The sequence below is a fragment of the Methanococcoides seepicolus genome (assembly GCF_023684405.1).
Classification (GTDB): domain Archaea; phylum Halobacteriota; class Methanosarcinia; order Methanosarcinales; family Methanosarcinaceae; genus Methanococcoides; species Methanococcoides seepicolus.
In genome coordinates this window covers 1-24,805 of sequence record NZ_JAGSOI010000016.1, presented here as the reverse complement: position 1 = coordinate 24,805, position 24,805 = coordinate 1, and the positions used below count along the sequence as shown (strand labels likewise).

The window sequence follows — 24,805 nt, the reverse complement described above, 5'->3', positions numbered from 1 at the left end:
GATCATATACCTGTTACTTGTTCGATGTTTCAACCTCAAGTGCATCAAGGTATTGATGCATTATCCTGAGCCTGTCCGCTGCAATCCTCTTTGCAGTCGTAGTGTTTAAGCCACCCATTATTTTAAAAGGTTTCATTTCCATATATTCAGCAAAGCCATCCAGAGGATCTGCTGCATAAGCATTTCTTGATGAACTTTTCTCGATCCCACTGGAATGTTTCAAGCTACGCAGAGCACCCATTGACATTACCGCCCTGAATATCCCGATAGCCCCAAGAGCATCGATACGATCGGCATCCTGCAATATCTGCCCTTCGAGCGATCCTGCCTTGTGCCCCCGACTGAACCGGTGCGTACGGATGCAGGAAACGACATGATCGATAACCGAAGACTCAACACCTTCCTTCATGAGAAGATCATACGCCATCTCAGCACTATGGACAGCATGGTCACCACCTTCACGATGCTCTTTTACTACCCCCACATCATGAAGCAGAGCTGCAAGCCGTATAACCTGAATGTCGCCACCTTCCTCACTCTGTATCACCATACATGAGGATTCAACCCGTTCAATATGGGACATCTCATGAGAACTCGGCTCATCGGCAAGCACATCCGCAACGAATTTACGGGTTTTTTCAATAAGGACCATACCCAACCTCACATATCAATGATCATACCATCAAGCCCATCGCGGATCTCACGAACAGATTCTGACAATATCCTGCCATTGTCATGCTCTTTTACAATGTTTTGAAGTTCAAAAGGATCAAGCTTTTTTAGTTCGGTTGCAAGCCCGACCATATTTGCAAGTGCCCTGACAACATTATCAACAATGGTCACACTTGCAGTTTGGGACGTACGTGACATTGGGTTCAGGTCTATTGCAATAACGGTCTTGCCCATATCAACAAGTTTCTGACACCGGTCACCATCCTCAAGAGGAACAAGCACAACATCTGCCTTGTAAATACCATCCGAATCCACGATGGCTCTGCCATGATCAAGAGAAAGCCTTGCATCCCCCTTCCCACCAAGCACCTCAGACGCACCCTTTTGCTTAAGATAAGAAATTATACGCTCCACACGTTCATCACTACGGTGGAACAAATTCACTTCAAGCGGAGCACCGACCAGTTCGGAAAGTTCCACAAGGAACTCCGGCACAAGTGCCGCAGCATTCCCATTGACAGACAGGACAGGACGTTTAGCAAGAAGCAGCATACATACAGCTACTTTCTCTGCCAAAAAAGCAGAGGTGGTGGTCCTCTCACCGACAAGATAATCGAAACACTCACCTCTGCCCTGTGCAACCAATCCCTGCTGACTGGTAATTCCAATATCCACACCCTCGACTATCCGCTCCCTTGTCATAAGGGAAATGTAGCGAGGGTGATCCTTAGGAATATCACTCATACATACCACTGATCTTACGCGGTAGCATCAAGAATGATTCCCTGATCCGAAGGCACTATTATAGTCTGCACTTCCTGGCCCTCAAGCATCTGTATGTACTTGTAGTTGATAAGCTTCGGGTTCTTTGCAAGCTCCTTATTAATTAGACGCAGAGCCTCTGCCTCACCCGTTGCCTGAACGATCGTAGCGTTGGCGATACCGTTAGCTTCGATGATCCTCCTTTCAGCTTCGAGCTGCTCTTTCTGTTTCACGAAGATCATCCTCTGGGCATCCTGATCTGCCTGAAGCTTGGACTCAATAGCATCAGCGATCTTTGCTGGAAGCTGGACATTCCTGAGTAGGACCTCTTCAACGATTATACCATCGGCAACGAGAGCCTTTTCCATCTCGTCCCGCATTTCAGTAGCTACAAGGTCTCTTTGCTCACCATATATGGCCATGGCCGTATGGCCGGAAACAACTTCCCTTATAACTGATTTGATAGTAGGTCTGATGATCTTCTCTGCATAAGCGGTACCAAGTTTTGTATGAACAACGCTTGCATCTTCCGAAACAAGCCTGTACCTGACAGAGATATCAAGCCCTAGCGTCAAGCCCTCATTGGTCAATGCATTTATCTGGTCATCACCGGTAACTTCACCCTCTGCAGCTTTGGCACTCATTGTGTACATCTCGCTCCTGACAGAATACTTTGTAACGCTTACCCAGGGAGGTACAATATGCAAACCTTCACCAAGTTCATCATCCATTACACCACCGAACTGACTGAACTTCACTCCGACCTGTCCTGCACCAACTGAAACGAATATAGATCCGAACACTGCCGAAAAGATCAGCAATATCACAAGAACTATTGCACCACCACGAAGGATGTTTGCCACCATTGGAGGGATCTTTATCTCCGGCATCTGTGGGTCTTTAGTACTTTTTGGGCCTTTGGGATCCCAATCTTCTTCCATTACCATTATTTTTGCTCCTTTTTATAAAATAAGACTGATTCAGAATATACTGTGATAGTTAATATGTCTTCTTCAATGTTGCGAACAAAATAATCCGCGATCAAACATTCAAAGGAAGTCGATTGCAAGAACCAACATTGTAGGTAATGACATCACCGAACTCCTTAAGGGATCCTATCACTTCCTCCCTCGAAGCAGCCCCCGAAAACGCAAAAACAGTATCCCCCAGCATTGCCTGAGATGACAGACCACCAATAGCATCCACAGCTTCGATAGCATCCAACAAGCGTTCACTTGCAAGCCCACATCTTAATGTGAACTGTTTAGAGAGTAACATGAAATTCTTGAGCGTAGGCTTTGAAAGTAACGAACGTAAAGCTTCCCTGCCGGCAGAATTGATCTCATTCATAATAGTACGGTCCTCAAGTATAGAACCAGTAGAAAGTTCACCCAACACAACACAGAATATCTCGAAAGGAGGTGAAGGAACCCTGTCAAGCTTACCATACGGAGGACAGCCCGCAGAAAGACGGATAGGTATCCCACCCTGTGACTGACCTTCCACATCACCCATCCCACTTCCATTCGTAACCTCTGCAACATGAGCAGTTTCTAACAGCTGATTGGAAGTAAGACCTAGAGAGAAGGCTTCGTTCAACGCATAGGCCACGCTCAGCGCACCTGCAGCGGAAGCACCAAACCCACACCCGATCGGAATAGAGGAAGTGCAACTAACTTTGACCGGAAAATCCACTAATTTATCTACAACTGCCCTTGTCGTCTCTGCTACCACAGGAATACCATCAAGGAAAATTTCCGTCATATCCACGCATTCAGAAACTGTAGTCTCAATACCACCATCAAGAACAAGACCGCATCCTGTAGAACCTCTCTTTTGAGGCAGGGGGTCATTATGGATCTCAAAGAAACCGGTAATATGCCCCGGAGCAAAAGCCCTGCCAACAGAACCCTCAGTGGACATTTAATTCCCGGTTCCTCAACATTTCTTCTATATTATCCGCCAATGCTTCAGCAATCAGTCTTTTGTTCCCACTGATATGAGTGATAGCACCATTTTCAGCAGGTATTATGTAGACATCGTTCTCAATTGTACCTATGCCGCTGGTACCAACCTCATTAGCCACAACCATATCCAGATCCGCATCCTTCATCGAATCTTTTGCACGGGCAATAAGCTCATCTTCAGAAATGTATGCCTCTGCCTTAAAACCTATTATAGATATATCGGGATAAGCATCACGCACCTCGCGTATCAGTTTTCGGGTGCTTCTAAATTTCAATGATAGATCACCGCCGGACTTGATCTTATTGTCCCTGGCATCAATAGTATAATCAGAGATCGCTGCCGCACTGATAAGCATATCATAACCGTGCTCAAGTTCCTTTAATGTAGCATCCACCATCTGACCGGCACTTTCCACAAGTATCTCGCTGACACCATCAAACTCGAGATTGCCCCTGTGAACCACAGTAACCTCTGCACCCCTGCGATAGAATTCCAGTGCGATCTCCCTGCCAGTATTGCCTGAAGAACGGTTGGTAATTATTCTGATAGGATCGATGGATTCTGCTGTCGCCCCACTCGTAATGAGCACTTTTTTACCTGAAAGGATACTATCCCCAAGAACACGCTCCACAGCAAGTACTATTTGGTCGTTCGATGCTATCTTCGCGATACCCTCACTGAGATGAGGACCAACAAATGAAATATCCCAGCCCTTTAACTTATCGACATTTTCCATCACTGCCGGATGTTCATACATGGAATTGTGCATGGCAGGCACAACTATTACCGGAATACCGGAACCTATGGCAGTGGTCGCAAAGGTAGTCACCGGTGTGTCATCCACACCGCATGCCATCTTACCAATAGTGTTAGCAGTTGCCGGTGCTATCAGAAGAAGATCGGCACACCCTTCAGCACCACAGAACTTAACATGTTCGACTTCGCCAGCAAGGTCAGTAATCACTTCATGCCCTGTTGCATAATGTAATGCATCCGAATGGATTATATGCTGTGCAGCATCGCTCATCACACCATAGACCTCTGCACCATTACGGATAAGTTCACGTGCAAGTTCTATGACCCGTACTGCACCGATACTGCCCGTTACTGCAAGAACTATTGTCTTTCCGGAAAGAGAAGCGCTTTTCTGCCCCTTTATCCACATAGTAGGATGGCGTGAAGTATTCATCAGATAGAGTTTGTATTCTAATAATAAGTACCTTACTGAATGTTTCAAGAAGATATGACAGATTTTTTATTTATGGAGAACTTAACTTGAGTAAAATGGATGATAAGAAAAAAGTGGCGGATAACCTGAACTCGCTTTTCAGCCGGTATTCAGGAAAAGAAAAGTTGGAAAAGGAGATAGAGAAGCTACAGTCACATCTACTTGAAATGGAGATAGACAAAAAGCGGCTTGAAAAGAACGAAACTAATACAAAAAAAGCCATTGCCGCAAAACAGGAAGCTGAACAGAAGCTGAATGAGGCTAATGTCCGTATAGAAACGCTTACGTACCAACTTGAAGAGCTCAGGAACAAAGGAACGAATGAGAACTCATTTTCCCTTATTGAAGAGATAGCACCATCGTCTTTCGAACCTTACATCGAAAGGTTAGCATCCATAACTTCCGGCAACGATTCGTTCATCACTGCATACACAACATATGAACAGATGCAGGCCAACGAGATACAGGGAAAACTCACAAATAATCTCGACCAGGACACATTGCAGTTGCTCAAAAAGATAAATTCCAATACGGGATATGTGCTATTTTACGACAACATGAAGATGGTATGCGAAGTAATAGTACCCCCCACCCCCATAACCGAAAGTTTATTGGAGATTGCCGGATCGTTCAATGTAGAACCACTTACAAAGCTGTTGGACCGGGAAATGACCGTCTGCGTACTTGCAACACATGCAGGGGAATCGCTCATAGGAATAACATCAGATAAGACCGTCTTTGATGAGGACATGGTCATCAGAAGCAGTGTCAAGGCAAAACACACAAAAGGTGGATTTAGCCAGAGACGTTTTGAGAGGCTTCGGGATGAAGATATTGCGCACCACGCAGATAAAGTCAGAAGTGCACTGAAAGATCTACTTGCAAGCTCGATGATCGACATCGATATGATGTTCCTCTGCGGCGATATTGTCCTTGCCGGCCATATAGTGGATGAGATGAATATCGAGATACCGTTGATGGAAAGGAACATTGACGCAAGGATAGAAAAACATGACACAGGCAATATTCTGAGAAGTATTTTTAGTTGCCGTCGTTATAGATTATGAGAGATGTTCACATGATAGAGCCGGAAGAACTCGAAGGAATCGTAGGTGCCCTTGGTGCAGCAACTCATGAAGAAGTGATCAGCATCGTGAAGGAACTTGCCTATGAAAGGGATGAAGATGAGCCTTTGCATGACGAAATTGAGAAAATGTGTGAAAAAGCTGTTTCCGAACATCTTCTTGAGACCATCTCTTCAGAAGAACTAATTGAAGAATGTGACAAATGTGAAGAGGGGATGGAGTTCTATATCCTTGGACCCAATGCATTTCCCGAGTATCCATTTGAACTCAGTGAAGTATTAGATATACTGAAACTGGACAAGCGCGAAGTTGATTCGGAAAAGCTCACACAGAGATATTCCGAAAGACTAAAAGCAAGACTCGCAGAACTCCGGCACAATATAGACAAATATTCGGAGAATGTGAAAGAGGGTAGGGAGTTCTATATCCTTGGACCCAACGCATTTCCCGAACATCCATTCGAACTCAGCGAAGTAATGGATATACTGAAACCGGACAGGAACGAAGTTGATTCGGAAAAGCTCACACAGAGAAATTCCGAAAGACTAAAAGCAAGATTCACGAAACTCAAGCACAATATGGACAAATGTTCGGAGAATGTGGAAGGGAGTCCGGATATCCCGACACTTGAACAACAATACAGCGACCTTCTGAACGTTTACTACGATTATGATTCATGGCTCGAAGGCGGCATTGCAGATATGGAGAACGACATATTAGCTCTTAGCAAACAGATAGATTCCCTTGGTACAGCACAAGATATTTGATGTTTGCATGCGATGAGAGGTCAGATATACATGGCAAGGGATAGAAGAGATACTTATTATTGGAGAGCAAAGGACGAAGGCTATCGTTCAAGGGCAGCCTACAAGCTTTTCCAGATCAATGAAAAACATGACGTGATCAAAGAAGGCGATACTATCGTGGACCTGGGTGCCGCTCCAGGAGGATGGTTGGAAGTCGCCAAGAAGATCTCCGGCGGAAAGATAGTAGGAGTTGACCTTCGCCGCATAAAGGAGATCGAAGGTGTGGATACCATCAAAGGGGATATCACATCTGACGAAACAATTAAAAAGATAATAGAACTGGTAGGTGAAGGAGGCGCTGATGTAGTTATATGTGATGCTGCACCAAACCTTTCCGGCAACTGGAGCCTTGACCATGCACGTTCCATCGACCTTACCACATCTGCCCTTGAATGTGCAAAGAAGATCCTTAAACCAAAGGGACATTTTATTGTGAAAGTATTTCAGGGTGATATGTTCAAAGAGTACATGGACAAAGTTCGCGACAGTTTCACGTACACCCGTGCATTCTCACCAAAAGCCTCAAGGCAAGAGAGTGCAGAGATCTATGTCATCGGGAAGAAATTGCTAACAGCACCCTTAAAGATCGATGATAAGTTCGATGTCACCATCAAAAAGATAGGATCTAAGGGCAATGGTATAGCCTTTGTTGAAGACTTTGTGGTCTTTGTGCAAGATGAGGTTAAAAAAGGAGATCTCGTCCGGATAAAGATAGTAGATGTTAAACCGGAATTTGCTTTTGCAATTGTCATTGCACGTTATGCACCTGATGGATCAAAAAAAGAGGAATGAAGCAAAAAGTTACATCCTTCAGCGATCCTGAAGGGTTTCCACTTCTTCCACAAGGAGCGAGCCGGCAGCGACCTCATCTATGCTGTGAATGACCGCTCCAAGTTTTTCGATCTCCTGTTTTACCACTTCATATTCAATATTATCACCTTCAATGGTGATCTTGATGTTCTCTGTCCTCTGGTCGACCTCATACAGACCGATATTCACACCCGTAACACCATCAACACCACTCAACTTTCCAGCCAGTTCGATAGTAGAGGGATGATGGGGTTTCAATACATCCAGAACCAATCTTCGAATTCTTGTCAATTTGTTCAGCCTTCCCAAAAACTTCTGGTCAATTCGGAGAGTAATAGAAATATAGATAATTATCTGATAATTAACAATTTAAGTTTTGTCAGCAAACCTTATATAAACATTGATAGGAATACTGTTCGTACACAAACGATTAATATGAACAGGTCATTAAAAACAAAAATTAATTCATAATTTATACAATAAAATCCCAGGTGAGTACATGATCGACCTACACACACACACCGTCTTCAGTGACGGAGAACTTATTCCAAGTGAACTTGTACGAAGAGCTGTTACTTTTGGATACAGAGGTATCGGGCTTACAGACCATGCTGATTTTACCAACGTGGAACACATACTCTCATGCATCAAGAAAGCAAGATACATGGAAGAGGTCATGGACATCAGAATTATCCCCGGAGTTGAGATAACACACGTACACCCAGACAAGATAGCATCCCTTGCAAAGATGGCAAGGGAACTTGGAGCAGAGATAGTTGTCGTTCACGGAGAAAGCCCGGTGGAACCTGTTGCACCTGGTACGAACGCTGCAGCAATTGCCTGTGAGGATGTTGATATTCTTGCACACCCTGGTTTCATAACCGAAGAAGAAGCACAAATGGCTGCCGACAATGGGACCTGCCTCGAGATAACCGCAAGGAACGGTCACAACAGAACGAACGGACACGTTGCAAGGCTCGGAACAGAAGTTGGTGCGACCATGGTGGTCAATACGGACACCCACAGTCCGGAAAATCTCATTACAAAAGAGACCGCACTCAAGGTCGCCATGGGTACAGGATTAACTGAGTCACAGGCAAAGAAAGTGCTTGAGAACTCTGTTCGCTTTATCGAGTAAAACGGTCTTTAAAAATGGCTGAGGGTATATTTGCCCTCACCTTCTACGAACACAGGTTCAAATACGAATTCTCCTGAGATCGGCCCTTCGAGCACGACACCTTTGCCAGAACCTAAAGCAGAACTGTCATCATCAGGGACCCAAACATCCCCATTATTGGAGATTCCTTTCCTGAACTCTATCGGGTCACCATTGATATGAACACGTGTTTTGAAACCTTCGGAATAGCTACAAAGAATGGTATTCTTTTCCACAGCCCATTCCGTATTCGTCAGATTACCATCCATATCCGGATCGGGATCGACACCGAATGAGACATAATCCACATGTTCTGGCAATGAAAGGTCAAGGACACCCATACTGCCTTCAACATCATTACTTGAGATGTCCTTGGCATATCCATTCTGAATAGATGATATCCCAAGTGCAACATCCTCGAGTTGTTTGTCCACGTGAGCATCATCGACCACAGGAGAAATGTTGTTCCACGAAAACGCGGTCATCAGGATTATCATGCCTGCAATTGAGAGATAGAACACCATCTTCAACGGTATAGTGTCAACACCCCGAGTGTCAGCTAAGAACCGTTGAAGAGAATTCATATCATCCACCTAAAAATTGCAGTATCTTGTGTTCAGTCAAGCCAGGCGAAGAACTTGTCCAGCGCTCTTTTGCGATGGGACATTTTATTTTTCTCCTCGGTACCAAGCTCGCCGAATGTCTGTCCCTTATAATCGAAGATAGGATCGTAACCAAATCCCCCACTTCCACGCTCTTCATAGGCGATCTCACCTTCGACGGTGCCAGTAAAGGTCACAGGTTCTCCTCCGGGTTCGCAATAGCCGATGACCGACTTAAAAACAGCACTCCGGTCAGACTCATCTTCCATGAGCTTTAAGACCTTCTGATTACCAAGGTTGTCTTCCACGAATGCGGAATAAGGACCCGGAAAACCATTCAGTGCATTTATGAAAAGACCCGAGTCATCCACCATTACAGGATGTTTTAACTTTTCAGCACAGTATTTTGCACCATATGCAGCTATAGGTTCAAGTTCGTCTTCCTGAAGTTCAGGATAGCCATCCTTATTCTGCATAAGTTCAATATCCTTAGCTGCAAGTATCTCTTTTGCCTCACTGAATTTACCTTTATTTCCTGTCACAAATACCATTTCACGCATAACGACCCCTCTTTTCAATCTCTTTAACTCTATCCAGCACTTCATCCGCCATATCAAGGGTTATCCTATAACCGCGACTGAATGCCTTTATCAATACCTCATGATCCGGATGTGTGCTCTCAAGTGTCTGGAACAGAACATGGATGTCAACACCTCTAGATTCGACCGATCCATCCACATATGCAAGCCCGAAATCTATAAGGTAGATACGATCCCCACTGTAGAGCATATTGGAAGTTGTCAGATCCCCATGGATGATACCACCACTGTGAAGCCTTCCGATAAGCTTGCCCATAAGCTTACACATCCTTTCATCAATAACATATTTTACAGGCTTGCCGTCGATATATTCCATTTCAATGGTAAAATCATAAATATCATGTATTATTGGAGTAGGCACTCCACAACGCCTTGCATCGGACATCAATCGAGCTTCTGCACGCGTCCTTTCCTTGCGTATCCTCTCGTCCAGTTCCGCAACCCTATATCTTTTCGGGATACGGTCCTTGATGATGAAACCATCTTTAAGGGAAACCACCGCTTCAGCTCCGCTTTGAAGATACATCAGAGAACCTCCTGTTCATCAGCTATCCAGGTCACATCGACCGTATCCGGCCTGAAGCTCGGGTCCACATGAGAACTTTCGATCGGTAAAGTGGTCCCTGAATCGAACATCAACAGACCTGTATAAGCTATCATGGCACCATTGTCACCCATGAAACGTTTTTCAGGCACGTAGAAGCTTGCACCTCTGTCCTCACACATGACATCAAGCATTTCACGAAGTCGCATGTTCGCACCCACACCTCCTGCAAGAAGCACTTCACTCTTACCGGTATGGGCCAGTGCACGCTCGGTCACCTCCACAAGCATTGCAAAAGCATTCTCCTGGAAAGAATAACAGACATCTTCAAGGGAATTATCCTTCAAAGCATCCGTTGCAGCAGTGGATAGCCCTGAAAATGAGAAATCCATACCCTTTACAACATATGGCATTTTCACATAGCTTGTAGCTTTCCTGGCATACTCTTCCACCTTGGGACCACCCGGATGGGTCAGCCCTGCACCCCTCGCAAATTTATCAAGAGCATTCCCTATACCGATATCAAGGGTTTCCCCGAATATCCTATACTTGCCAGCCCTGTGACCAAGCACCTGCGAATTACCGCCACTAACATACAGCACCACAGGATCAATTGCCGGTGTTTTCCATCGTCCAATCTCAACATGGCCAATACAGTGATTCACACCCACAAGCGGGATATCCAGCAATAATGCCAGTGCCCTTGCAGATGTCGCAACTGTCCTCAGACATGCCCCCAATCCCGGCCCCTGTGAAAACGCAATAGCATCGATATTTTGAGGAGAATAACCTTTATCCTGATATTCCCTCAGCAATCTTTCAATGACATCGGACGCATACAAAGCATGATGCTGTGCAGCTTCCCTTGGATGAATACCTCCGGTCTTTGGCCGATATGTCTCAGTCACCTCTGCGATAACATCATCTTCGTCAACAATTGCTGCACTTAAATTCCAGGCTGTGCCTTCTATACCGAGAACAGTTGTCAATAAGTTAGTCTCCTTTTAGAAATAATGGTTTTTGTGTGTATTAGATTTAATGGATTACATATAACTTGTCATCCCATTGAGAAACGTTTTAGTACTTAGCAGACTAATCCACACCCATGGAAGAAAAGGAATCACCAGCAAAAAACCCTGATATCAAAACCAAGGAAATGCTCCACACTGTCGGGAAAACGAGCCTTGGACTTCACATTCCACCATCCTTGAGCAATGAACTGCCTGCCCTTGATGGCATCGAGTATATGCCACACAAGTCAGCAGGATTACAGTCCGCTTCGGACATGTGGATAGACAAAGCAAGGATGACAGACAACCTTCAGAACAAGCCGGTCATAGAGAAGATCCTGAAAGGCAGGACACTCTAAAACCTTTTTAATAAATTCAGATCTACTTTTTTTCCTGGAAGGTATTTCTAAAATTATTTTTAAAAATAAGTGTGAGAGAATCATATAATATCCATCTCACTCAACCTGTTCGGCAGGTACGTATCAGTTACAAAATCCAGACCCTTTCCGGCAAAAGCTTGTTGTTCCGCCTTTTTCTTGATACTAAGCTGTAAGCCTATCTGCTCTTTCCAGTAATCGCTTGCGAACCTCGGGTCCGTAAGCTCACTTCTAAGCGCATCCACATCCTTGTCTGTAAGCTTATCGGTTGAAAGCTCATACTCAACGATATCCGTTGGCTGAACACCAATGAACTTTGCAGCAGGGGTCGCCATGAACTCCGAAAGATGGGCACTCTTGATAGCACCGTATGCAACTGAAGCGAATATCCTGTAAGACCACGGATCACCATCAGTGAAAACAACAACAGGGATACCAAGCTCCTCGTTCATCCTCTTGATAAGACGGCGTGTTGACCTTGCAGGCTGTCCTTTAAGGTGCACAAGGATAGCATTGTACTTCTCATCAAAGCCGTTCTCAATAAGCCTTGCATACATACCACCAGTCTCTATGGCAATGATGAACTTGGCATCGTGGTCAAGGAACTCGATGTTCTCCACATTGAAAGGGATCTGATAACCACTTTCACCGATATCTTCCTGACAGTGTATGATACGGGAACCACGTTTGGTCTCCTCGCGTATCCTTATAGGACCGAACATGGTCGCACCATCTTCTTCAGGACGCATATGGAAATATTCCCTCTGAAGGGCTGTAATGATCTCAAGGTCTTCAATAAGGCGATTGCTCTCCGCCTGCTCACGGAATTTAGCAATATCCCAGTTCTCGGAGATATAATACAGCTCCCTTAAGGTCGAACCGCGGTCCTGTGCCAGATGGTTCTTCACAAGGAAATCAATGGAATGTACGGTCTTAAGCAACTGGAAAGCCCCTTTGACCGTTTTTGCGGTCCTTTGGGTTTCCTTATCACCATATACCCACACATCACTCTCATTACTGTATTCGATATTGTTCTTGGTACGGCTGGATATAGCCACATTCGGAACTATCTCATCAATGAACTGGTCGTACAGACCTTCTGCAAGTCCCATCAACCGGTTCTTTGCCAGATGATCGTTCTGTTTTTTCTGCTCTGTGTAATTGGAATTAATAGTATCTACCATTTCAGATCAACCCTTTGATAGCTTTCGCACCTGTGACCAGCTCTTCATCCAGACCTTCAACGATCAATTGAGGTAACCTCTTTATCTCGTCCTCGCTCATGGAACTCAACGAATATGTTACCGCTTTAGAGCCTTCAGGAGAAACCTTCATAGCCCATACATAATCAAAATCACTGCCCATGGAGATCACCTTTGGTTCTGGCGATACATCACCTATCTCATAGGGGTGCATATCGTGCAGCTTGAACTCCGCAAGCTTACTACTAAAGTTCTTCACCTTTATTGTGACCGCTGCATCTCCGTTAGCCCCATGTTCCACATTGCGCATAACAAGAAGATTACCCATTACCTTTGCGACTACCGGATTGATGTCCGGGAGATCACGCTCAAGTGTATCCGCAAGTTTCTGGGCCATCTTAGGCAATACCTTAGTAATGATGATCTCCTTCTCACGCCTTTTCTTAAGTGAGACCTGTCGATTCAGATAACGGTTCATCTTCCTCGAGACCTCTTTAATTGCAAGCTCCACCTCATCCCTTATCTCAGGAATATCAGCAATGGCATCCTTGGATTCTGATGTGAACGGTACGTTCGTAGAAGCCACATGGACAAGCAGAACCACCGGACCTGTTGGCATTCCGCCTCCGGGCTGGTTCAGACCATACTGTTTCCATTTGATCCCTTCGACAGCATGAGTTGAGGCACATCCTCCCTGCTGATACAGCAAAGGAACACGGTTTGCAAATCTCATGATATCAATGCGGTCATCTTTCTGGAGAACGCCACCGTATGCGATACCAACCTCCACAACGAAAGGATTGCCTGAAAAGACAGAAGGGCTACGAGTGGTCGTGGCAATAAAATCGACATTGAACTCCTTTTCAAGACCTTTGTAGATGAGTTCTTCACCAATAGGAGAAAGACAATCCGTCGGTGGCGCCATTATCTTCACTTTTTTGAAGGCATCCAGCAATTTCTTCGTCTGGTCCCTTGTAAGCTCCGAAGGCAACATCTCCGTATCAAGTCCCGCTGCCTTGCAGATCTCCTCGGCTGTAAGCAGACCGATCTTTGAGAACGAATAGCGTAGGAACGGAGCTAATTTCTGGCGGTCAGTATAGCGCAGCATCTTCATGAGAGTACCAAGCTCAATTCCATGAGGATGCGGCAATATTTCCTTTGCAGGTATTGGAAGCTTGTCGGTAGCCCTATCAAATATGACCTCATTGCCATCTGGCTCTATCAAAGTGAGCCGTGCATGAGGATTAACGATAGCAGTTGCCTTCAGATATTCATAGATGGACTGTCTGCGTCCCTTTACATAAGACGCTTCCATTTCCAGCTCCACACGAGTACCATGCGGCCTATCCCAGTCGATCACCTCATCAAGAAGGATCTCAGGGTCATTGGTACTGGTGTTTATCATTACTTCATAGTGATGCGCAGGGGAGTCTGGACCGATCTTGGAAATGACACTTGTTGGATGACCTGCTGTCAACTGTGCATAAAGGACAGAAGCTGAAATACCAATACCCTGTTGTCCACGGCTTTGTTTCAGTGCATGGAAACGTGAGCCATAGAGCAACTTGGCAAACACCTTGGGTATTTGCTCTTTAACGATACCCGGACCATTGTCCTCTACTATCACACTTACATTATCCTTTCCGACACGCTCGATATGAAGCAAGATGTCAGGAAGGATCTCTGCTTCCTCACATGCATCAAGGGAATTGTCCACTGCTTCCTTTACGGTAGTTATCAGACTACGCGGAGCAGAGTCAAAACCAAGGATCTGCCGGTTCTTCTCAAAGAATTCTGCAACACTTATTGCTTGCTGCTTTTTTGCAAGTTCTTCTGCAATTGGGGCTGCCATATAATACTCATCCTACATTACTAAAAATTTGGTTGAAACAACGACTATACATATTCTGATAGAGATATCAGGAGCTATTGACTGTGGTCATTAAAAAATAGGATGCAAGATATTTATTCGTTTGCAGCCATTTTAAATTTCAGCATGATCACTGCGATAGATCTCTGCGAAACGGATCCACGAAATGACATACCGGGGCAGGATACTACACCGAACACCATAGTAGATCATGTTAAGATCATTTTCCAATATCTTCGTTCCAGAGTTCCGGATCTTTACTGATAAAATCATCCATCATTGCTACACATTCATCAAGGTCAAGGTCGACCACTTCAACTCCATGGGATTCCATAAATTCCCTTGCTCCTGAGAAGGTCCTGGATTCGCCAACAATTACCTTTTTTATGCCAAATTGTACCACAGCACCGGCACAAAGATAGCAGGGCATCAAAGTGGAATAAAGAATTGAATCACGATAGCTCCCAACCCGTCCGGCATCCCTTAGGCATGAAATTTCAGCATGTGCCATTGGATCATCCTGTTGGACACGTAAATTGTGACCCTTGCCAATAATTAGATCATCCCTTACAAGAACCGAACCAATGGGAATTCCACCACTGTTAAGTCCCGATCTCGCTTCATCTATTGCTACCTGCATAAATTCATCCATATCTTTACACCCCGAGAATTCAAATGGAAATATTAATAAGTATAAATATATTAAAGATTATAAATGTTTTGAAAAAAATGATTCATTCCGGGATCTCCAACCTGTAGACCCTGTCATTTTCACGCACCTTATCCTTGACAGCAATTCCCACGACATCCCCTGAGGATGCAGATAGGACAGAACCTTCATCCGACCTTATTTCAGTGACATCCTGTTCAAAGTATGTACTTTTGCCTTCGATGATAATGTGGTCCCCAACAGCGATACCCGTTTCGAGAAGCTTTACTTCCGCCGCCCCGCTCTTCCTGTAATAATTGGTAACCACCCCTACAGCATGTCTTTTGGTAGTTGATACGTTCATATCAGATTCGATGGAAATACCATCCGGACCGGGTACCCCGAAGTAGAACCCTGTGGAAAAGCCACGGTTAAAGACCGAAGCCAGCTCTTCTTTCCATGACCTTGCTTTTTCAATTGTGTACGAACCATCACAATAGGAATCGAGAGCTTCACGATAACAGCGGGATACAATAGATGTGTATCTCGCATCCTTCAATCTGCCTTCGACCTTGAAAGCATTCACACCAGCATCGATTAGCTCAGGGATATGTTCGATCATGCATAGGTCCCTTGCACTTAACAGATATTTCCCTTCAAGATCGACCTCACTGCCATCCTCACCAACAAGTTTCCAACTCCATCGGCATGGTTGGGAACATTCGCCACAATTTCCGGATTTGCCGAGAACATAAGCGGAAAGATAGCATCTGCCGGAGATAGCCTGACACATGGCACCGTGAATGAAAACCTCAAGCTCGACATCGGTGTTCCGGCGGATCTCCTTTATGTTCTCCATACTGAGCTCTCTTGCCAGAACAACACGGGAGGCACCCAGAGAACTATAGAATTCCACGGTCTGCCAGTTCGATACATTCGCCTGAGTAGATATGTGAACCCTCAGACCGGCATCTACTGCTTTTGTGATAACTGCCGGATCCCATGCAATGACAGCATCTACATCCGAAGATGCGACAGAATCTATAACAACATCAAGATCATCGAGGTCATCGGGATATATCACCGTATTCAGTGCAAGATAAGCATTAAGATCATTCTCTTTGATATCCCCTACAAAATCATTGAGACCATCAAGCGTAATATCACATGCTCTTGCCCTGAGACTGAATCTGTCGATAGAGAAGTAGACCCCGTCTGCATAGTCCCTGCACGCAGCCAGAGCTGCACGATTCTTGACACCCATCATAAGTTCAGGGATCTTTACAGATGATCCAGAGCAGTTCATGGAGTAACATCGTAAATGATAGTTTAAATCAGTTATTGTTGAAAAAGAAAAGAAAAGAAAAGAAAAGAAGGGATTGGAGTTAAAGGTCGATAACTTGCTCGACCGGAGCATATATTTCAGTAAGGATATCTTCAGGAGCAATCTCTTGCGGATCGTTCAGATATACCTCCCTCATTGAACCGATAATAGCAAATCCATTCTCAGCCAGCCATGCAAAAAGAGCCTGATATGTAGGACCACATTCCTCATAAGGACCTTTGTGAATGGACTTAGCCATTTTCCCACCAGGCAGTTCGTAACACTTGACACTACCAGTATCCCCTATCTTTTCTGATACAGGGATAACAACTTCCAGATCAGCGTTACCTTCAGAATTTGCCCTCAGGGCATCTTCTTCACTGGTCCTATGCATGACGAAAATTGGCGGACCGGCAATCTCAATATTGTTCCCAACAGCAAACTGGAATATCTCAGGGAACATTTCTGGAAGTAATTCGTAACTCCCGATCCTTCTGATTCCTATGACCAGTTGTGGTTCTATTTCAACTATGCTTATATCGGACATTTCAACACCTCACAATATCATTGCACAATATTACTTGCAACTATTTTTTTAAATAGTTACTCAATGGTTGATGCCAATGGTACTTTTATTATAAGCATTCCAATTGAACAATGGACAACTCCCTGGACATCATTCCCCAACAAATGGACGGGATACCCTGATAATAATAACTGACACCAGACCCCAGGCAAACGGAAGCCAGAGTGGGATGTTAAAGAAAAAAGCAGCAGCGTATGTCCAGACCCCGAGATAAGTGCCGATGAACTCTGCACTACATCCAATGATGACACCGGATACAAATACAATATTATCCCCTTTCTCAGACCAGAAATATTCACGTATGCCATATATCGATAATATCAGAAAGGTTAGCAAAAGGTTGTTTTCCCAGAATTGTACTGCCACGATCAGTGCAAGCGCAAAGATGAACAGGTCCCTGAAGATCGCTTTTTTCATGTAGTCCTCCATGCAGTAATAGAAAGCATAATTGTATAAATAAAATTTGGAGTTTATATTGGTCAAAGTAAGGGAACTAAGCCATCATCTTAGAGAAGAAAACAAACGGTTGAAGATAGGTCCAGCAGACCTAACTACCTCCAACCCTTTTCAGATAACATTGAAATACAACAGCAGTGCAAGTAATAACAATACGACACCTGTAACGAACCTTATCCCAGACCGTCTCTTCTCCCTGAATTGCATTACAGTTTCAGGACTCATCCCGAACGCCAGAAATACACCAAGTCCTAACACCGGAAGCACGACTCCGAAATTGTAGAGGAAGAGATATACAGCTCCCTCCAGCAGATTTGTCCTTGCTATTAACATGTCCAGTATAGAAAGATAAACGGCACCTACACAGGGAGCTTTGACCAATGAGAATAAACCGCCTGCGAAGAACGATAGAGCAAGAGCATTCTTCCCGTGTATGCTGTCCATAAAAGATACTATTGAACCCGGTGTTTTGAAGGTCGATCTTGAGTGACGCTTGAGGTGGTATGCGTCATAGATGTGCCAGATACCGAGTACCCCTATCAACACCGTCATGAACAATGTGATGGAATCCCTTGATCCGGGGAAGATAGTGACGGCTTTCAGGAAACTTATTCCGAATATCATGTAAGTGGTGAATATACCAGCGCAGAAACCACCGATGACCACCAGCATTTCTTTCTTTCCACCGTTGGAGGATATCGTGACCGAAGCCAGGAATGCCATCACCGCGAGAAGGCAGGGATTGAAACCGGCGAGCAGGCCTGTGATCAGTACAATTAACGGTGAGAGTTCAAAGGAAGTAACGCTTCCATCAACATTTTTGGCTAAGGGTAAAGTACCATTGGCAGGAATTGCCGGTGCGTTCTCAATAGCTTCTACCAGAAGGCTTTCAAGTAATATATCATCCCCATCGTAATCGGAATAGGCGATAACCGTACTCTTGTTTATGACAATAGCGGGAACAGTGTATACTCCGTATCCTTTCATGATACTGTAGGAGGTCGCTACGTTGTGACTTGTGTAATTGATGCTTTCAAGCCTGCCGATCACCGAATCTATGACAGGGGATGTTTGCTGGCATTTCAGGCAGCCATCCTCGTAGAAATATTCAACCATCACTTCGTCTGATCGGGCTGCCGAAGCAGAGAACATGCTTGAAATGACAAGCAGAAGTATCAATAAGGGCAATATCGATTTAGTGGCATACTGTCGTAGCACATGTCTGTTTTTCATATTCTCTCTCTGAAACCTTCTGTTTTGATATTTCCAGCACTTCACCGGTGTCTGCCGAGACATAACCTTCCAAAACATACAGATCGCTTATCTTCTGGCAAGCGCAACTGCGTTCCATGATCTCAACTTTCCAAATATTGTTTGCCTGCATAGCAGTGCCATTCTGGTCGTAAGGTGTTTCCTGGACAAAGGTTGTCCTGGTTAGCCTCCAATCAGGTTCTTTGAAGTAACGTGACATGTAATCGGATGCAACCGAATCGTTCATCGTGATTTCTACGGCTTGAGAGACATTAAAATTTGACCTCAACTGCAGATTGTCCTCCTGCTGAGAGTAACTGGCATAAACAAGACCTACTCCCACAAGACAAAATAGAACCACTACAGCTACTGCTGCTACAACTAAATTTGATCTTTGCATAAAGTACCCCCTTATTATATACAAATTATAATTCATCTAATATAAGGCTAATTAGCTGATTTTTGTATATCATACATTATTTATTCAAGAAAGTCAATGCTAAGTTTAATTTTGTGATGAAATATAAAGTTGAGTATAGAGGAAAGAATAGTTATTGGGAGTTAGTTTTTTTTGTATTAGTACAAAAATAAGCATAAACTGTTAGAAGGCAATGTGGTAATTTGTATGTACTAAGGGAAGAGGACATCCAGAGAATTGTTGATGCCTATGAGAAGTATGAAGACATTGACAAGTTTGCGCATGATGCATCACTGGATGAAATCAAGGAAAACGAATACAACTTAAACATCCCAAGATACGTGGACACATTTGAAGAGGAAGAGCCTGTTGATATGGATGCAGTCAAAGAGAACATCGCAAACATCAAACAAGAGCTTGCAGAAGTTGAAGCAAAAATGGAACTATTTCTTGAAGAGTTCGGTCTATAAAAGGTATGGAACATGTTATTAAAACAAATAAAAATCTGCAATTTCAAATCAATTTCTCATTTAAATTTTGAAGTAAAAAAACATGGAAATAGTTATACTTCAATGTTTGTCGGTATTAACGAAGTTGGTAAAAGCAATATATTGCAGGCAATGTCTTTTATAGAAACGCCAGAAGAAGAATTTAATTTTCTTGATTTAAATAATCAAAATAATGATAAAGAGGAATATGTTGATATTTATTTTGAATTTGAATTTGAGAATGATAAAGCATATTTATCCGTGTTAAAAAAGAAAATAGTTGAATCTAATGCCTTTCTAAAGTTATTAAAAATACAAACCATAACAAAGAATGTATATTTAACACGAGGTGAATCTCATTTTAAAGAAGCATATACGGTAAGTTGGGAAGATAATAAATTGAACGATTATTGTTATTTCTTCCTTCCTACAGGAGAATATAAAATCAAACATGTAAGTGAATTAAATTCAGAAGAACTGACAGCATTTGAGATATTAGATGTAGATAAACTACATGAAATACTTATAGATTTACTTGAAGAAACAATTAAAGAATATAAAAATAAGGTTTCTTTCTGGAAACCGGAAAAAGAATACTTAATAACTGAGCCAATCAACCTCCAAACTTTTAAGGATAATCCTTTAACAAACATCCCTCTGAAAAACATTTTTGTATTAAGTGAATACAAAACTAACGAGGAAATAAAAGCAAAAATTGAAGAAATTATTAATAACCACTCACTTCGCAGAGGTTTGCAATCAACTCTATCAAAAGATGCAACGAAATATTTTGGTAATGTTTGGAAACATGAAATCGAAATTGATATAGAGATTTCTGAAACACTCCTGTGTAATGTTCATATTAAAGATAAAGGAAAAGCCAACGAAAATAAATTCTTCAATATGAATTCAAGAAGTCAAGGTTTTCACCAATTTGCCTCCTTAATACTGTCTTTATCTATTCAACATCACAGCTTAGATATGAAGAATAGACTCATCCTTATAGATGAACCTGAAAATCACATTCATCCATCGGGAATCAGGGACATAAGGAAAGAGTTATTGAAAATTGGAGAAAATAATTATGTATTCTTGGCAACGCACTCTTGTTTTATGATTGACAAAAAGAACAAAGAAAGAAACTTTATAATAAAAAAAGACAATGCGAAAAACACCATTCACCAGCAGATAAGTGGAGAATCTAGTGTTTTCGACGATGAAGTATTACAAGAAGCATTTGGCATCAACGTATACAAAGATTTTCTTAGTCCATACAAACTCTTAGTTGAGGGGCAATCTGATAAAAAAATAATTGAAAAAACACTAGCTAAATTAAAAGTCAAAGAAACAATTCTTATAACTAATGGTCATGGTGATAATATTGTTTCTATAGCAAGCAAGCTAAATTATGAAGATATATCCCCACTAGTTATTCTAGATGATGATGAATCCGGTAAAAAGAATAGAGACAAAATAATAAAAATCGGTAGCAATTTCACAGACACAAATGTTCTAAGCCTAAAAGATTTAGAATCTCAGATTGTAACTGGGGGAACTATCGAAGATCTTATGGGGAAAGCATTTGTCGAAAGTAAATTTAAAGAACAATATAATTTAGACTTTGAAAAAGAATCGAACACATTTTCTTTGGATGAAACAAAGCCATTTCTGAATCAAATCAAAATATACCTTGCAGAAAAATGTAAATGGAGCTGATTATGAGAAGTTTTCAGAAAGTATGAAAACAAAGATTGCAGACGATTTTAATCCTAGTGAGGCAGGACTTAATAACAAATTTCCCTTGTTAAAATCAGCTGTTGAAAAAGTAGTTAAGCACTTAGAGGCGGGAACAGAATGAAACAGGAAATTAAGGAAAGAGTGGGGTTAAAACATGGATATGAAAGAATTTGAAGGTATGGTTTTCTGCCAGAGCTGTGGAATGCCTTTGGGGAAAGACGAAGATTTTGGAGCTAATGCCGACGGGACAAAGAGTGATGAATATTGTCTCTATTGCTACCAGAATGGGAAGTTCACACAACCTGATATTACTCTGGAAGAAATGATCGAGCAAACTTCAAAAGCAATAGATAAAGAGGGAGTTATGTCTTTGGAAGAAGCAAAGGAACTGAGCCAACAGAATATTCCAAAATTAAAGAGATGGGAGTGAATTTGTTAATTAATACTATTAGCGTTGCTTTACCTGAAACATAATGCTAAGTCAGGAAAGCATTTCAGACTTAAGGATCTATGAAATGGGAGTTGACCTTCAGACACCCATTTGTGATGGAAACGTCCCGTGTGAGATCAATCAGGTGAATTTGATAACCAACCTGACAGAAGAAGACTGCCCTGACTTCACAGGTATTTGCCACTCCATTAAATTATGACTGCAATGCTCATGTTTTTTCGCAATTTCAACATGGATGAGGAAGAAAGTTGTTTCAGAAAATGCATATTTTTATATAAAGGAGCATAGTACTAACGAAGTCTTCAAAAACGAAAATGAGTGAATCAAATGATAAAAATAAAAGGACATGAAATTGACCCAGTAATTGTTAAGAACGCTGGTAATCGAAGAGCTATGCAATTCAAGAATAATATTATTACGGCTTTAAGAAGGGTAGGTGTTAATGAAAATGATATTGATGTCCCTCTTGAACGTCTAGCGATGAAAAAAACTCATGCTTCTGCAACCTGGTACCAGGATGGACATCGAATGCATTACACCCATGGCCTACAAAATAAATATGTAGAAAATCTTCATATCCTATCCAAGGTAATTGAGATCGAAGCAAATAGGGTTATTTCCGGGGAAAAACCACTGTCCGACTTTATTTTAGAGTTCAAAGAAGATAAAGATGTTCATGATAAGCGCAAAGAGGCACGAGAGTTTTTCGAATGTGCTCATGATGAGACCGATTTTGAGGTTATTAATAAAAAATACAAGGAAATGGCAAAAGAATTGCATCCAGATAAGCCAACTGGTGACACTGAGAAATTCAAGCAGCTAAATATTGCACATAAGGTATTGAAGAGAGAATTGACATAAGCTCCCTTCAGACCTCTTACTTTTCATTCCTCTCTGATCTGGCAGGATCCATTATACATCACCCTTACAAACCCGGATACACTACCGTAATTTTCCTTTGTACAGAACACGATACTCTTTTCACCGTATCCGGCTGAAAACGTAATGGTGCTGCTTGCAGGGTAGAATGTAGCCTTTTTAATACTTTTCCATTTCAGATTCTGGTCCTGACCGGAATGTGCAAGAAAACCTGCACCTGCTGCTGTGAGATTTCGGGCAAGGATCCCGACGATCACCAACAGGAAGTTCAACTTACTGTTCCTGCTGCGTTGTTCTGTTCTGGTGATGGTCATTACACTCTTATTGTCCATCTTGTAGGAAAGCATGTAATTATTCCCATAGTATGCGAATATGAACAGCGCCGTTAGCAAGAACATCGATCCTATCAAGATCAAGGCATACTTCATATCTCTCGCATTACTGCTGTTGGAATGAAGGTCACCACGGAGAACAGAAGGAAGCGTTATCAAAAGCACGATGCCAACTGTGAAGAAAGTTGCAATTCCCAGGACTTTTAGCAGTTCTTTCATAATGAACTTATTAGTCAATATTGAAACATCAATATCCCATTTCATCTCGTCTTTCATGTTCGTATTCCTCACCATCAGCAATAATGGACTGGTCGTATGTCAGCGGGATTCAGCTGTACGCTAATATGGAATAAGATTCATAAAATGATCATTAGCATTAGTTAAAGAATCCAAGATATTTAGAAAAATAGAGGTTGAGAGATAATCACTCTCAACTACTTCTTAACAATATGGCTTACCTGTACGATACAGATCTATCAGTTCACTGACATCTGCAATCGATGTTGAACCCTGTAAACGGTAGTCATCGATTGCCGCACTCACTTCACCAATATCGATCATACAGTTCTTATTTTCATCGTACGGATTGTATGTAGCTACATGGGCTTCATTAATAGTCAGAGTCGTATTTATGATCAAAGCTTCTATGGCAGATCCTAATGAGTCACTTATGATCACATTTTTCAGACTAATTGTTGATGTGCCTGTTGCCTGCTCCTTTACACTTATTGTGATGCTTGCAACTGACTCAGGTTCTAAGATGCCTGGAGAACCCATTATCAAACTGTAAACACCTGAAAGTGTTCCTGCATTGTTGTCTATGCTTCCGGCGTTGAAAAATGTTAAAGCTCCATTCTGGCTAAAGAACATGCCTTCAGATACGCTGTCTACCTGCATTTTTGAGCTATCGAACTCGAGATCGAACTGTAATCCTGCAATTGCAGTATCAGGTGATACAAAGACATCTACTGTGAAACTTTCACCAGTTGTAAGCATTTGAGTTGATGGTTCAAGTGTTACTTCTGTTGCAGTTGAATTGAAACAACCAAAAACAAGCAGAAGTAAAAATATAGTAATTATTGTAATGAGTTTGATGGATAACCCTCCGATTTTAGAACTCGTCGATTTATAACCATATATACTCATTTGAGCATTTGGATTACAATATAATAATCGACCCTAAATAAAATCATTTTGGTACGTTTCAAATAAAGAGTTTATAAAAAAGTTAAAAGGATATGCTTTTTTTATTTAGTAGAGCAAAAATTATTGCTTGAAAATTAGCCGAAATACTCCGAACAATAGGATCATTGAAAGTTTACGGTAAACTTTCTGCTTATTTTGAGGGTTCGATTTTTTTGTGTATCCTATATCCCCGAATGATTGTGCGAGGGGTATTATAGTCAAACACCCAACATTTTGGACTTCTGTTTTTCACTAAGAAACTTTTCAATCCATCTCTTTGCAAAGCTAATTTTTGATGAGCACTCCATAAATTTCTCATGTATTAAATCCCGCATATGATCAATATCGATAATGAACT

At 42.4% G+C, this 24,805-nt stretch carries 31 protein-coding genes; 11 read left to right on the top strand and 20 right to left on the bottom strand.

The window, feature by feature from the left end; translation table 11 throughout:
* Positions 1 to 13: 13 nt before the first annotated feature.
* The 5 genes from KDK67_RS05705 to coaBC all read right to left on the bottom strand — a co-directional run bounded on the left by KDK67_RS05705 (position 14) and on the right by coaBC (position 4,591).
* Entirely contained in the window at positions 14 to 652 is a 639-nt protein-coding gene (locus tag KDK67_RS05705) for an HD domain-containing protein (RefSeq protein ID WP_250867874.1), read from the bottom strand.
* A gap of 8 nt (positions 653 to 660) precedes the next feature.
* Positions 661 to 1,416 carry a 4-phosphopantoate--beta-alanine ligase gene (locus tag KDK67_RS05700; protein ID WP_250867873.1) on the bottom strand — a complete coding sequence of 252 codons (756 nt, stop codon included), beginning with the start codon at positions 1,414 to 1,416 and terminating at the stop codon, positions 661 to 663.
* Positions 1,417 to 1,430: 14 nt separating this feature from the next.
* On the bottom strand, positions 1,431 to 2,381 hold the full coding sequence (locus KDK67_RS05695; RefSeq protein WP_250867872.1) for a prohibitin family protein: 951 nt from the start codon (positions 2,379 to 2,381) through the stop codon (positions 1,431 to 1,433).
* A gap of 94 nt (positions 2,382 to 2,475) precedes the next feature.
* Positions 2,476 to 3,357: a pantoate kinase gene (locus KDK67_RS05690; protein ID WP_250867871.1), complete on the bottom strand. Its 882-nt coding sequence runs from the start codon at positions 3,355 to 3,357 to the stop codon at positions 2,476 to 2,478.
* Entirely contained in the window at positions 3,347 to 4,591 is a 1,245-nt protein-coding gene (gene coaBC, locus KDK67_RS05685; protein ID WP_250867870.1) for a bifunctional phosphopantothenoylcysteine decarboxylase/phosphopantothenate--cysteine ligase CoaBC, read from the bottom strand. Before coaBC ends, KDK67_RS05690 begins: the two co-directional genes overlap by 11 nt.
* Before the next feature lie 95 nt (positions 4,592 to 4,686).
* On the opposite strand from coaBC, the gene KDK67_RS05680 reads away from it, so the two are divergent.
* The 3 genes from KDK67_RS05680 to KDK67_RS05670 are packed head-to-tail and all read left to right on the top strand — an operon-like array spanning position 4,687 to position 7,313.
* On the top strand, positions 4,687 to 5,697 hold the full coding sequence (locus KDK67_RS05680) for a Vms1/Ankzf1 family peptidyl-tRNA hydrolase (protein WP_250867887.1): 1,011 nt from the start codon (positions 4,687 to 4,689) through the stop codon (positions 5,695 to 5,697).
* A gap of 11 nt (positions 5,698 to 5,708) precedes the next feature.
* Entirely contained in the window at positions 5,709 to 6,482 is a 774-nt protein-coding gene (locus KDK67_RS05675) for a DUF7109 family protein (protein ID WP_250867869.1), read from the top strand.
* Between the two features lie 30 nt (positions 6,483 to 6,512).
* Complete coding sequence (locus KDK67_RS05670) at positions 6,513 to 7,313, top strand: 23S rRNA (uridine(2552)-2'-O)-methyltransferase (protein WP_250867886.1); 801 nt, start codon at positions 6,513 to 6,515, stop codon at positions 7,311 to 7,313.
* A gap of 18 nt (positions 7,314 to 7,331) precedes the next feature.
* On the opposite strand, the gene KDK67_RS05665 is transcribed toward KDK67_RS05670, so the two are convergent.
* Positions 7,332 to 7,622 carry a DUF211 domain-containing protein gene (locus KDK67_RS05665; protein WP_250867868.1) on the bottom strand — a complete coding sequence of 97 codons (291 nt, stop codon included), beginning with the start codon at positions 7,620 to 7,622 and terminating at the stop codon, positions 7,332 to 7,334.
* 208 nt (positions 7,623 to 7,830) lie between these two features.
* On the opposite strand from KDK67_RS05665, the gene KDK67_RS05660 reads away from it, so the two are divergent.
* Positions 7,831 to 8,469: a histidinol phosphate phosphatase domain-containing protein gene (locus KDK67_RS05660; protein ID WP_250867867.1), complete on the top strand. Its 639-nt coding sequence runs from the start codon at positions 7,831 to 7,833 to the stop codon at positions 8,467 to 8,469.
* 8 nt (positions 8,470 to 8,477) lie between these two features.
* On the opposite strand, the gene KDK67_RS05655 is transcribed toward KDK67_RS05660, so the two are convergent.
* From KDK67_RS05655 to KDK67_RS05640, 4 genes are read right to left on the bottom strand one after another with little or no spacing between them, the layout of a single operon-like run.
* Entirely contained in the window at positions 8,478 to 9,071 is a 594-nt protein-coding gene (locus KDK67_RS05655; RefSeq protein WP_250867866.1) for a hypothetical protein, read from the bottom strand.
* Positions 9,072 to 9,103: 32 nt separating this feature from the next.
* Complete coding sequence (locus tag KDK67_RS05650) at positions 9,104 to 9,649, bottom strand: XTP/dITP diphosphatase (protein ID WP_250867865.1); 546 nt, start codon at positions 9,647 to 9,649, stop codon at positions 9,104 to 9,106.
* On the bottom strand, positions 9,642 to 10,214 hold the full coding sequence (locus KDK67_RS05645; RefSeq protein ID WP_250867864.1) for a Kae1-associated kinase Bud32: 573 nt from the start codon (positions 10,212 to 10,214) through the stop codon (positions 9,642 to 9,644). Before KDK67_RS05645 ends, KDK67_RS05650 begins: the two co-directional genes overlap by 8 nt.
* A complete protein-coding gene (locus tag KDK67_RS05640) occupies positions 10,214 to 11,221 on the bottom strand; it encodes a bifunctional N(6)-L-threonylcarbamoyladenine synthase/serine/threonine protein kinase (protein WP_250867863.1) in 1,008 nt (335 codons plus the stop codon). The genes KDK67_RS05645 and KDK67_RS05640 overlap by 1 nt, the downstream gene beginning before the upstream one ends.
* 116 nt (positions 11,222 to 11,337) lie before the next feature.
* Here KDK67_RS05640 and KDK67_RS05635 point away from each other — a divergent pair, with 116 nt between their 5' ends.
* On the top strand, positions 11,338 to 11,601 hold the full coding sequence (locus tag KDK67_RS05635; protein WP_250867862.1) for a hypothetical protein: 264 nt from the start codon (positions 11,338 to 11,340) through the stop codon (positions 11,599 to 11,601).
* A gap of 80 nt (positions 11,602 to 11,681) precedes the next feature.
* On the opposite strand, the gene KDK67_RS05630 is transcribed toward KDK67_RS05635, so the two are convergent.
* The 8 genes from KDK67_RS05630 to KDK67_RS05595 form a co-directional block, all read right to left on the bottom strand.
* On the bottom strand, positions 11,682 to 12,803 hold the full coding sequence (locus KDK67_RS05630) for a DNA topoisomerase IV subunit A (RefSeq protein ID WP_250867861.1): 1,122 nt from the start codon (positions 12,801 to 12,803) through the stop codon (positions 11,682 to 11,684).
* A 1-nt stretch (position 12,804) separates the two neighbouring features.
* Entirely contained in the window at positions 12,805 to 14,673 is a 1,869-nt protein-coding gene (locus KDK67_RS05625; protein WP_250867860.1) for a DNA topoisomerase VI subunit B, read from the bottom strand.
* 238 nt (positions 14,674 to 14,911) lie between these two features.
* On the bottom strand, positions 14,912 to 15,343 hold the full coding sequence (locus KDK67_RS05620; protein WP_250867859.1) for a nucleoside deaminase: 432 nt from the start codon (positions 15,341 to 15,343) through the stop codon (positions 14,912 to 14,914).
* An 82-nt stretch (positions 15,344 to 15,425) separates the two neighbouring features.
* A complete protein-coding gene (locus KDK67_RS05615; protein ID WP_250867858.1) occupies positions 15,426 to 16,646 on the bottom strand; it encodes a peptidase U32 family protein in 1,221 nt (406 codons plus the stop codon).
* 79 nt (positions 16,647 to 16,725) lie between these two features.
* Positions 16,726 to 17,211, bottom strand: a complete 486-nt coding sequence (locus KDK67_RS05610) for a GyrI-like domain-containing protein (RefSeq protein WP_250867857.1) — start codon at positions 17,209 to 17,211, stop codon at positions 16,726 to 16,728.
* Positions 17,212 to 17,340: 129 nt separating this feature from the next.
* Entirely contained in the window at positions 17,341 to 17,667 is a 327-nt protein-coding gene (locus tag KDK67_RS05605; RefSeq protein WP_250867856.1) for a hypothetical protein, read from the bottom strand.
* 150 nt (positions 17,668 to 17,817) lie between these two features.
* Positions 17,818 to 18,939, bottom strand: a complete 1,122-nt coding sequence (locus KDK67_RS05600) for a cytochrome c biogenesis protein (protein ID WP_250867855.1) — start codon at positions 18,937 to 18,939, stop codon at positions 17,818 to 17,820.
* Positions 18,902 to 19,357 (bottom strand): hypothetical protein, encoded by a 456-nt coding sequence (locus KDK67_RS05595; RefSeq protein WP_250867854.1) that lies wholly within the window; start codon positions 19,355 to 19,357, stop codon positions 18,902 to 18,904. The genes KDK67_RS05600 and KDK67_RS05595 overlap by 38 nt, the downstream gene beginning before the upstream one ends.
* Before the next feature lie 221 nt (positions 19,358 to 19,578).
* On the opposite strand from KDK67_RS05595, the gene KDK67_RS05590 reads away from it, so the two are divergent.
* The 6 genes from KDK67_RS05590 (at position 19,579) to KDK67_RS05565 (ending at position 22,912) form a co-directional block, all read left to right on the top strand.
* Positions 19,579 to 19,845: an N-6 DNA methylase gene (locus KDK67_RS05590; protein ID WP_250867853.1), complete on the top strand. Its 267-nt coding sequence runs from the start codon at positions 19,579 to 19,581 to the stop codon at positions 19,843 to 19,845.
* A gap of 12 nt (positions 19,846 to 19,857) precedes the next feature.
* Positions 19,858 to 21,579 carry an ATP-dependent nuclease gene (locus KDK67_RS05585; protein WP_250867852.1) on the top strand — a complete coding sequence of 574 codons (1,722 nt, stop codon included), beginning with the start codon at positions 19,858 to 19,860 and terminating at the stop codon, positions 21,577 to 21,579.
* Positions 21,554 to 21,721 carry a hypothetical protein gene (locus KDK67_RS05580; RefSeq protein WP_250867851.1) on the top strand — a complete coding sequence of 56 codons (168 nt, stop codon included), beginning with the start codon at positions 21,554 to 21,556 and terminating at the stop codon, positions 21,719 to 21,721. The genes KDK67_RS05585 and KDK67_RS05580 overlap by 26 nt, the downstream gene beginning before the upstream one ends.
* Positions 21,722 to 21,754: 33 nt before the next feature.
* Positions 21,755 to 22,030: a zinc ribbon domain-containing protein gene (locus KDK67_RS05575; protein WP_250867850.1), complete on the top strand. Its 276-nt coding sequence runs from the start codon at positions 21,755 to 21,757 to the stop codon at positions 22,028 to 22,030.
* 43 nt (positions 22,031 to 22,073) lie between these two features.
* Entirely contained in the window at positions 22,074 to 22,250 is a 177-nt protein-coding gene (locus KDK67_RS05570) for a hypothetical protein (protein WP_250867849.1), read from the top strand.
* Positions 22,251 to 22,378: 128 nt separating this feature from the next.
* Complete coding sequence (locus tag KDK67_RS05565) at positions 22,379 to 22,912, top strand: J domain-containing protein (protein WP_250867848.1); 534 nt, start codon at positions 22,379 to 22,381, stop codon at positions 22,910 to 22,912.
* 23 nt (positions 22,913 to 22,935) lie between these two features.
* Here KDK67_RS05565 and KDK67_RS05560 read toward each other — a convergent pair whose 3' ends face one another.
* Positions 22,936 to 23,538: a hypothetical protein gene (locus KDK67_RS05560; RefSeq protein WP_250867847.1), complete on the bottom strand. Its 603-nt coding sequence runs from the start codon at positions 23,536 to 23,538 to the stop codon at positions 22,936 to 22,938.
* 165 nt (positions 23,539 to 23,703) lie between these two features.
* Entirely contained in the window at positions 23,704 to 24,258 is a 555-nt protein-coding gene (locus tag KDK67_RS05555; RefSeq protein WP_250867846.1) for a cohesin domain-containing protein, read from the bottom strand.
* Positions 24,259 to 24,805 lie beyond the last annotated feature (547 nt).

Excerpts from the sequence above, each read along its gene's own strand:
- KDK67_RS05705 (WP_250867874.1), bottom strand. The coding sequence starts at position 652 with ATGGTCCTTATTGAAAAAACCCGTAAATTCGTTGCGGATGTGCTTGCC.
- KDK67_RS05700 (WP_250867873.1), bottom strand. The coding sequence starts at position 1,416 with ATGAGTGATATTCCTAAGGATCACCCTCGCTACATTTCCCTTATGACA.
- KDK67_RS05695 (WP_250867872.1), bottom strand. The coding sequence starts at position 2,381 with ATGGTAATGGAAGAAGATTGGGATCCCAAAGGCCCAAAAAGTACTAAA.
- KDK67_RS05690 (WP_250867871.1), bottom strand. The coding sequence starts at position 3,357 with ATGTCCACTGAGGGTTCTGTTGGCAGGGCTTTTGCTCCGGGGCATATT.
- coaBC (WP_250867870.1), bottom strand. The coding sequence starts at position 4,591 with ATGAATACTTCACGCCATCCTACTATGTGGATAAAGGGGCAGAAAAGC.
- KDK67_RS05680 (WP_250867887.1), top strand. The coding sequence starts at position 4,687 with ATGGATGATAAGAAAAAAGTGGCGGATAACCTGAACTCGCTTTTCAGC.
- KDK67_RS05675 (WP_250867869.1), top strand. The coding sequence starts at position 5,709 with ATGATAGAGCCGGAAGAACTCGAAGGAATCGTAGGTGCCCTTGGTGCA.
- KDK67_RS05670 (WP_250867886.1), top strand. The coding sequence starts at position 6,513 with ATGGCAAGGGATAGAAGAGATACTTATTATTGGAGAGCAAAGGACGAA.
- KDK67_RS05660 (WP_250867867.1), top strand. The coding sequence starts at position 7,831 with ATGATCGACCTACACACACACACCGTCTTCAGTGACGGAGAACTTATT.
- KDK67_RS05655 (WP_250867866.1), bottom strand. The coding sequence starts at position 9,071 with ATGAATTCTCTTCAACGGTTCTTAGCTGACACTCGGGGTGTTGACACT.
- KDK67_RS05650 (WP_250867865.1), bottom strand. The coding sequence starts at position 9,649 with ATGCGTGAAATGGTATTTGTGACAGGAAATAAAGGTAAATTCAGTGAG.
- KDK67_RS05645 (WP_250867864.1), bottom strand. The coding sequence starts at position 10,214 with ATGTATCTTCAAAGCGGAGCTGAAGCGGTGGTTTCCCTTAAAGATGGT.
- KDK67_RS05635 (WP_250867862.1), top strand. The coding sequence starts at position 11,338 with ATGGAAGAAAAGGAATCACCAGCAAAAAACCCTGATATCAAAACCAAG.
- KDK67_RS05630 (WP_250867861.1), bottom strand. The coding sequence starts at position 12,803 with ATGGTAGATACTATTAATTCCAATTACACAGAGCAGAAAAAACAGAAC.
- KDK67_RS05625 (WP_250867860.1), bottom strand. The coding sequence starts at position 14,673 with ATGGCAGCCCCAATTGCAGAAGAACTTGCAAAAAAGCAGCAAGCAATA.
- KDK67_RS05620 (WP_250867859.1), bottom strand. The coding sequence starts at position 15,343 with ATGGATGAATTTATGCAGGTAGCAATAGATGAAGCGAGATCGGGACTT.
- KDK67_RS05615 (WP_250867858.1), bottom strand. The coding sequence starts at position 16,646 with ATGAACTGCTCTGGATCATCTGTAAAGATCCCTGAACTTATGATGGGT.
- KDK67_RS05610 (WP_250867857.1), bottom strand. The coding sequence starts at position 17,211 with ATGTCCGATATAAGCATAGTTGAAATAGAACCACAACTGGTCATAGGA.
- KDK67_RS05605 (WP_250867856.1), bottom strand. The coding sequence starts at position 17,667 with ATGAAAAAAGCGATCTTCAGGGACCTGTTCATCTTTGCGCTTGCACTG.
- KDK67_RS05600 (WP_250867855.1), bottom strand. The coding sequence starts at position 18,939 with ATGAAAAACAGACATGTGCTACGACAGTATGCCACTAAATCGATATTG.
- KDK67_RS05595 (WP_250867854.1), bottom strand. The coding sequence starts at position 19,357 with ATGCAAAGATCAAATTTAGTTGTAGCAGCAGTAGCTGTAGTGGTTCTA.
- KDK67_RS05585 (WP_250867852.1), top strand. The coding sequence starts at position 19,858 with ATGTTATTAAAACAAATAAAAATCTGCAATTTCAAATCAATTTCTCAT.
- KDK67_RS05575 (WP_250867850.1), top strand. The coding sequence starts at position 21,755 with ATGGATATGAAAGAATTTGAAGGTATGGTTTTCTGCCAGAGCTGTGGA.
- KDK67_RS05570 (WP_250867849.1), top strand. The coding sequence starts at position 22,074 with ATGCTAAGTCAGGAAAGCATTTCAGACTTAAGGATCTATGAAATGGGA.
- KDK67_RS05565 (WP_250867848.1), top strand. The coding sequence starts at position 22,379 with ATGATAAAAATAAAAGGACATGAAATTGACCCAGTAATTGTTAAGAAC.
- KDK67_RS05560 (WP_250867847.1), bottom strand. The coding sequence starts at position 23,538 with ATGAAAGACGAGATGAAATGGGATATTGATGTTTCAATATTGACTAAT.
- KDK67_RS05555 (WP_250867846.1), bottom strand. The coding sequence starts at position 24,258 with ATGCTTACAACTGGTGAAAGTTTCACAGTAGATGTCTTTGTATCACCT.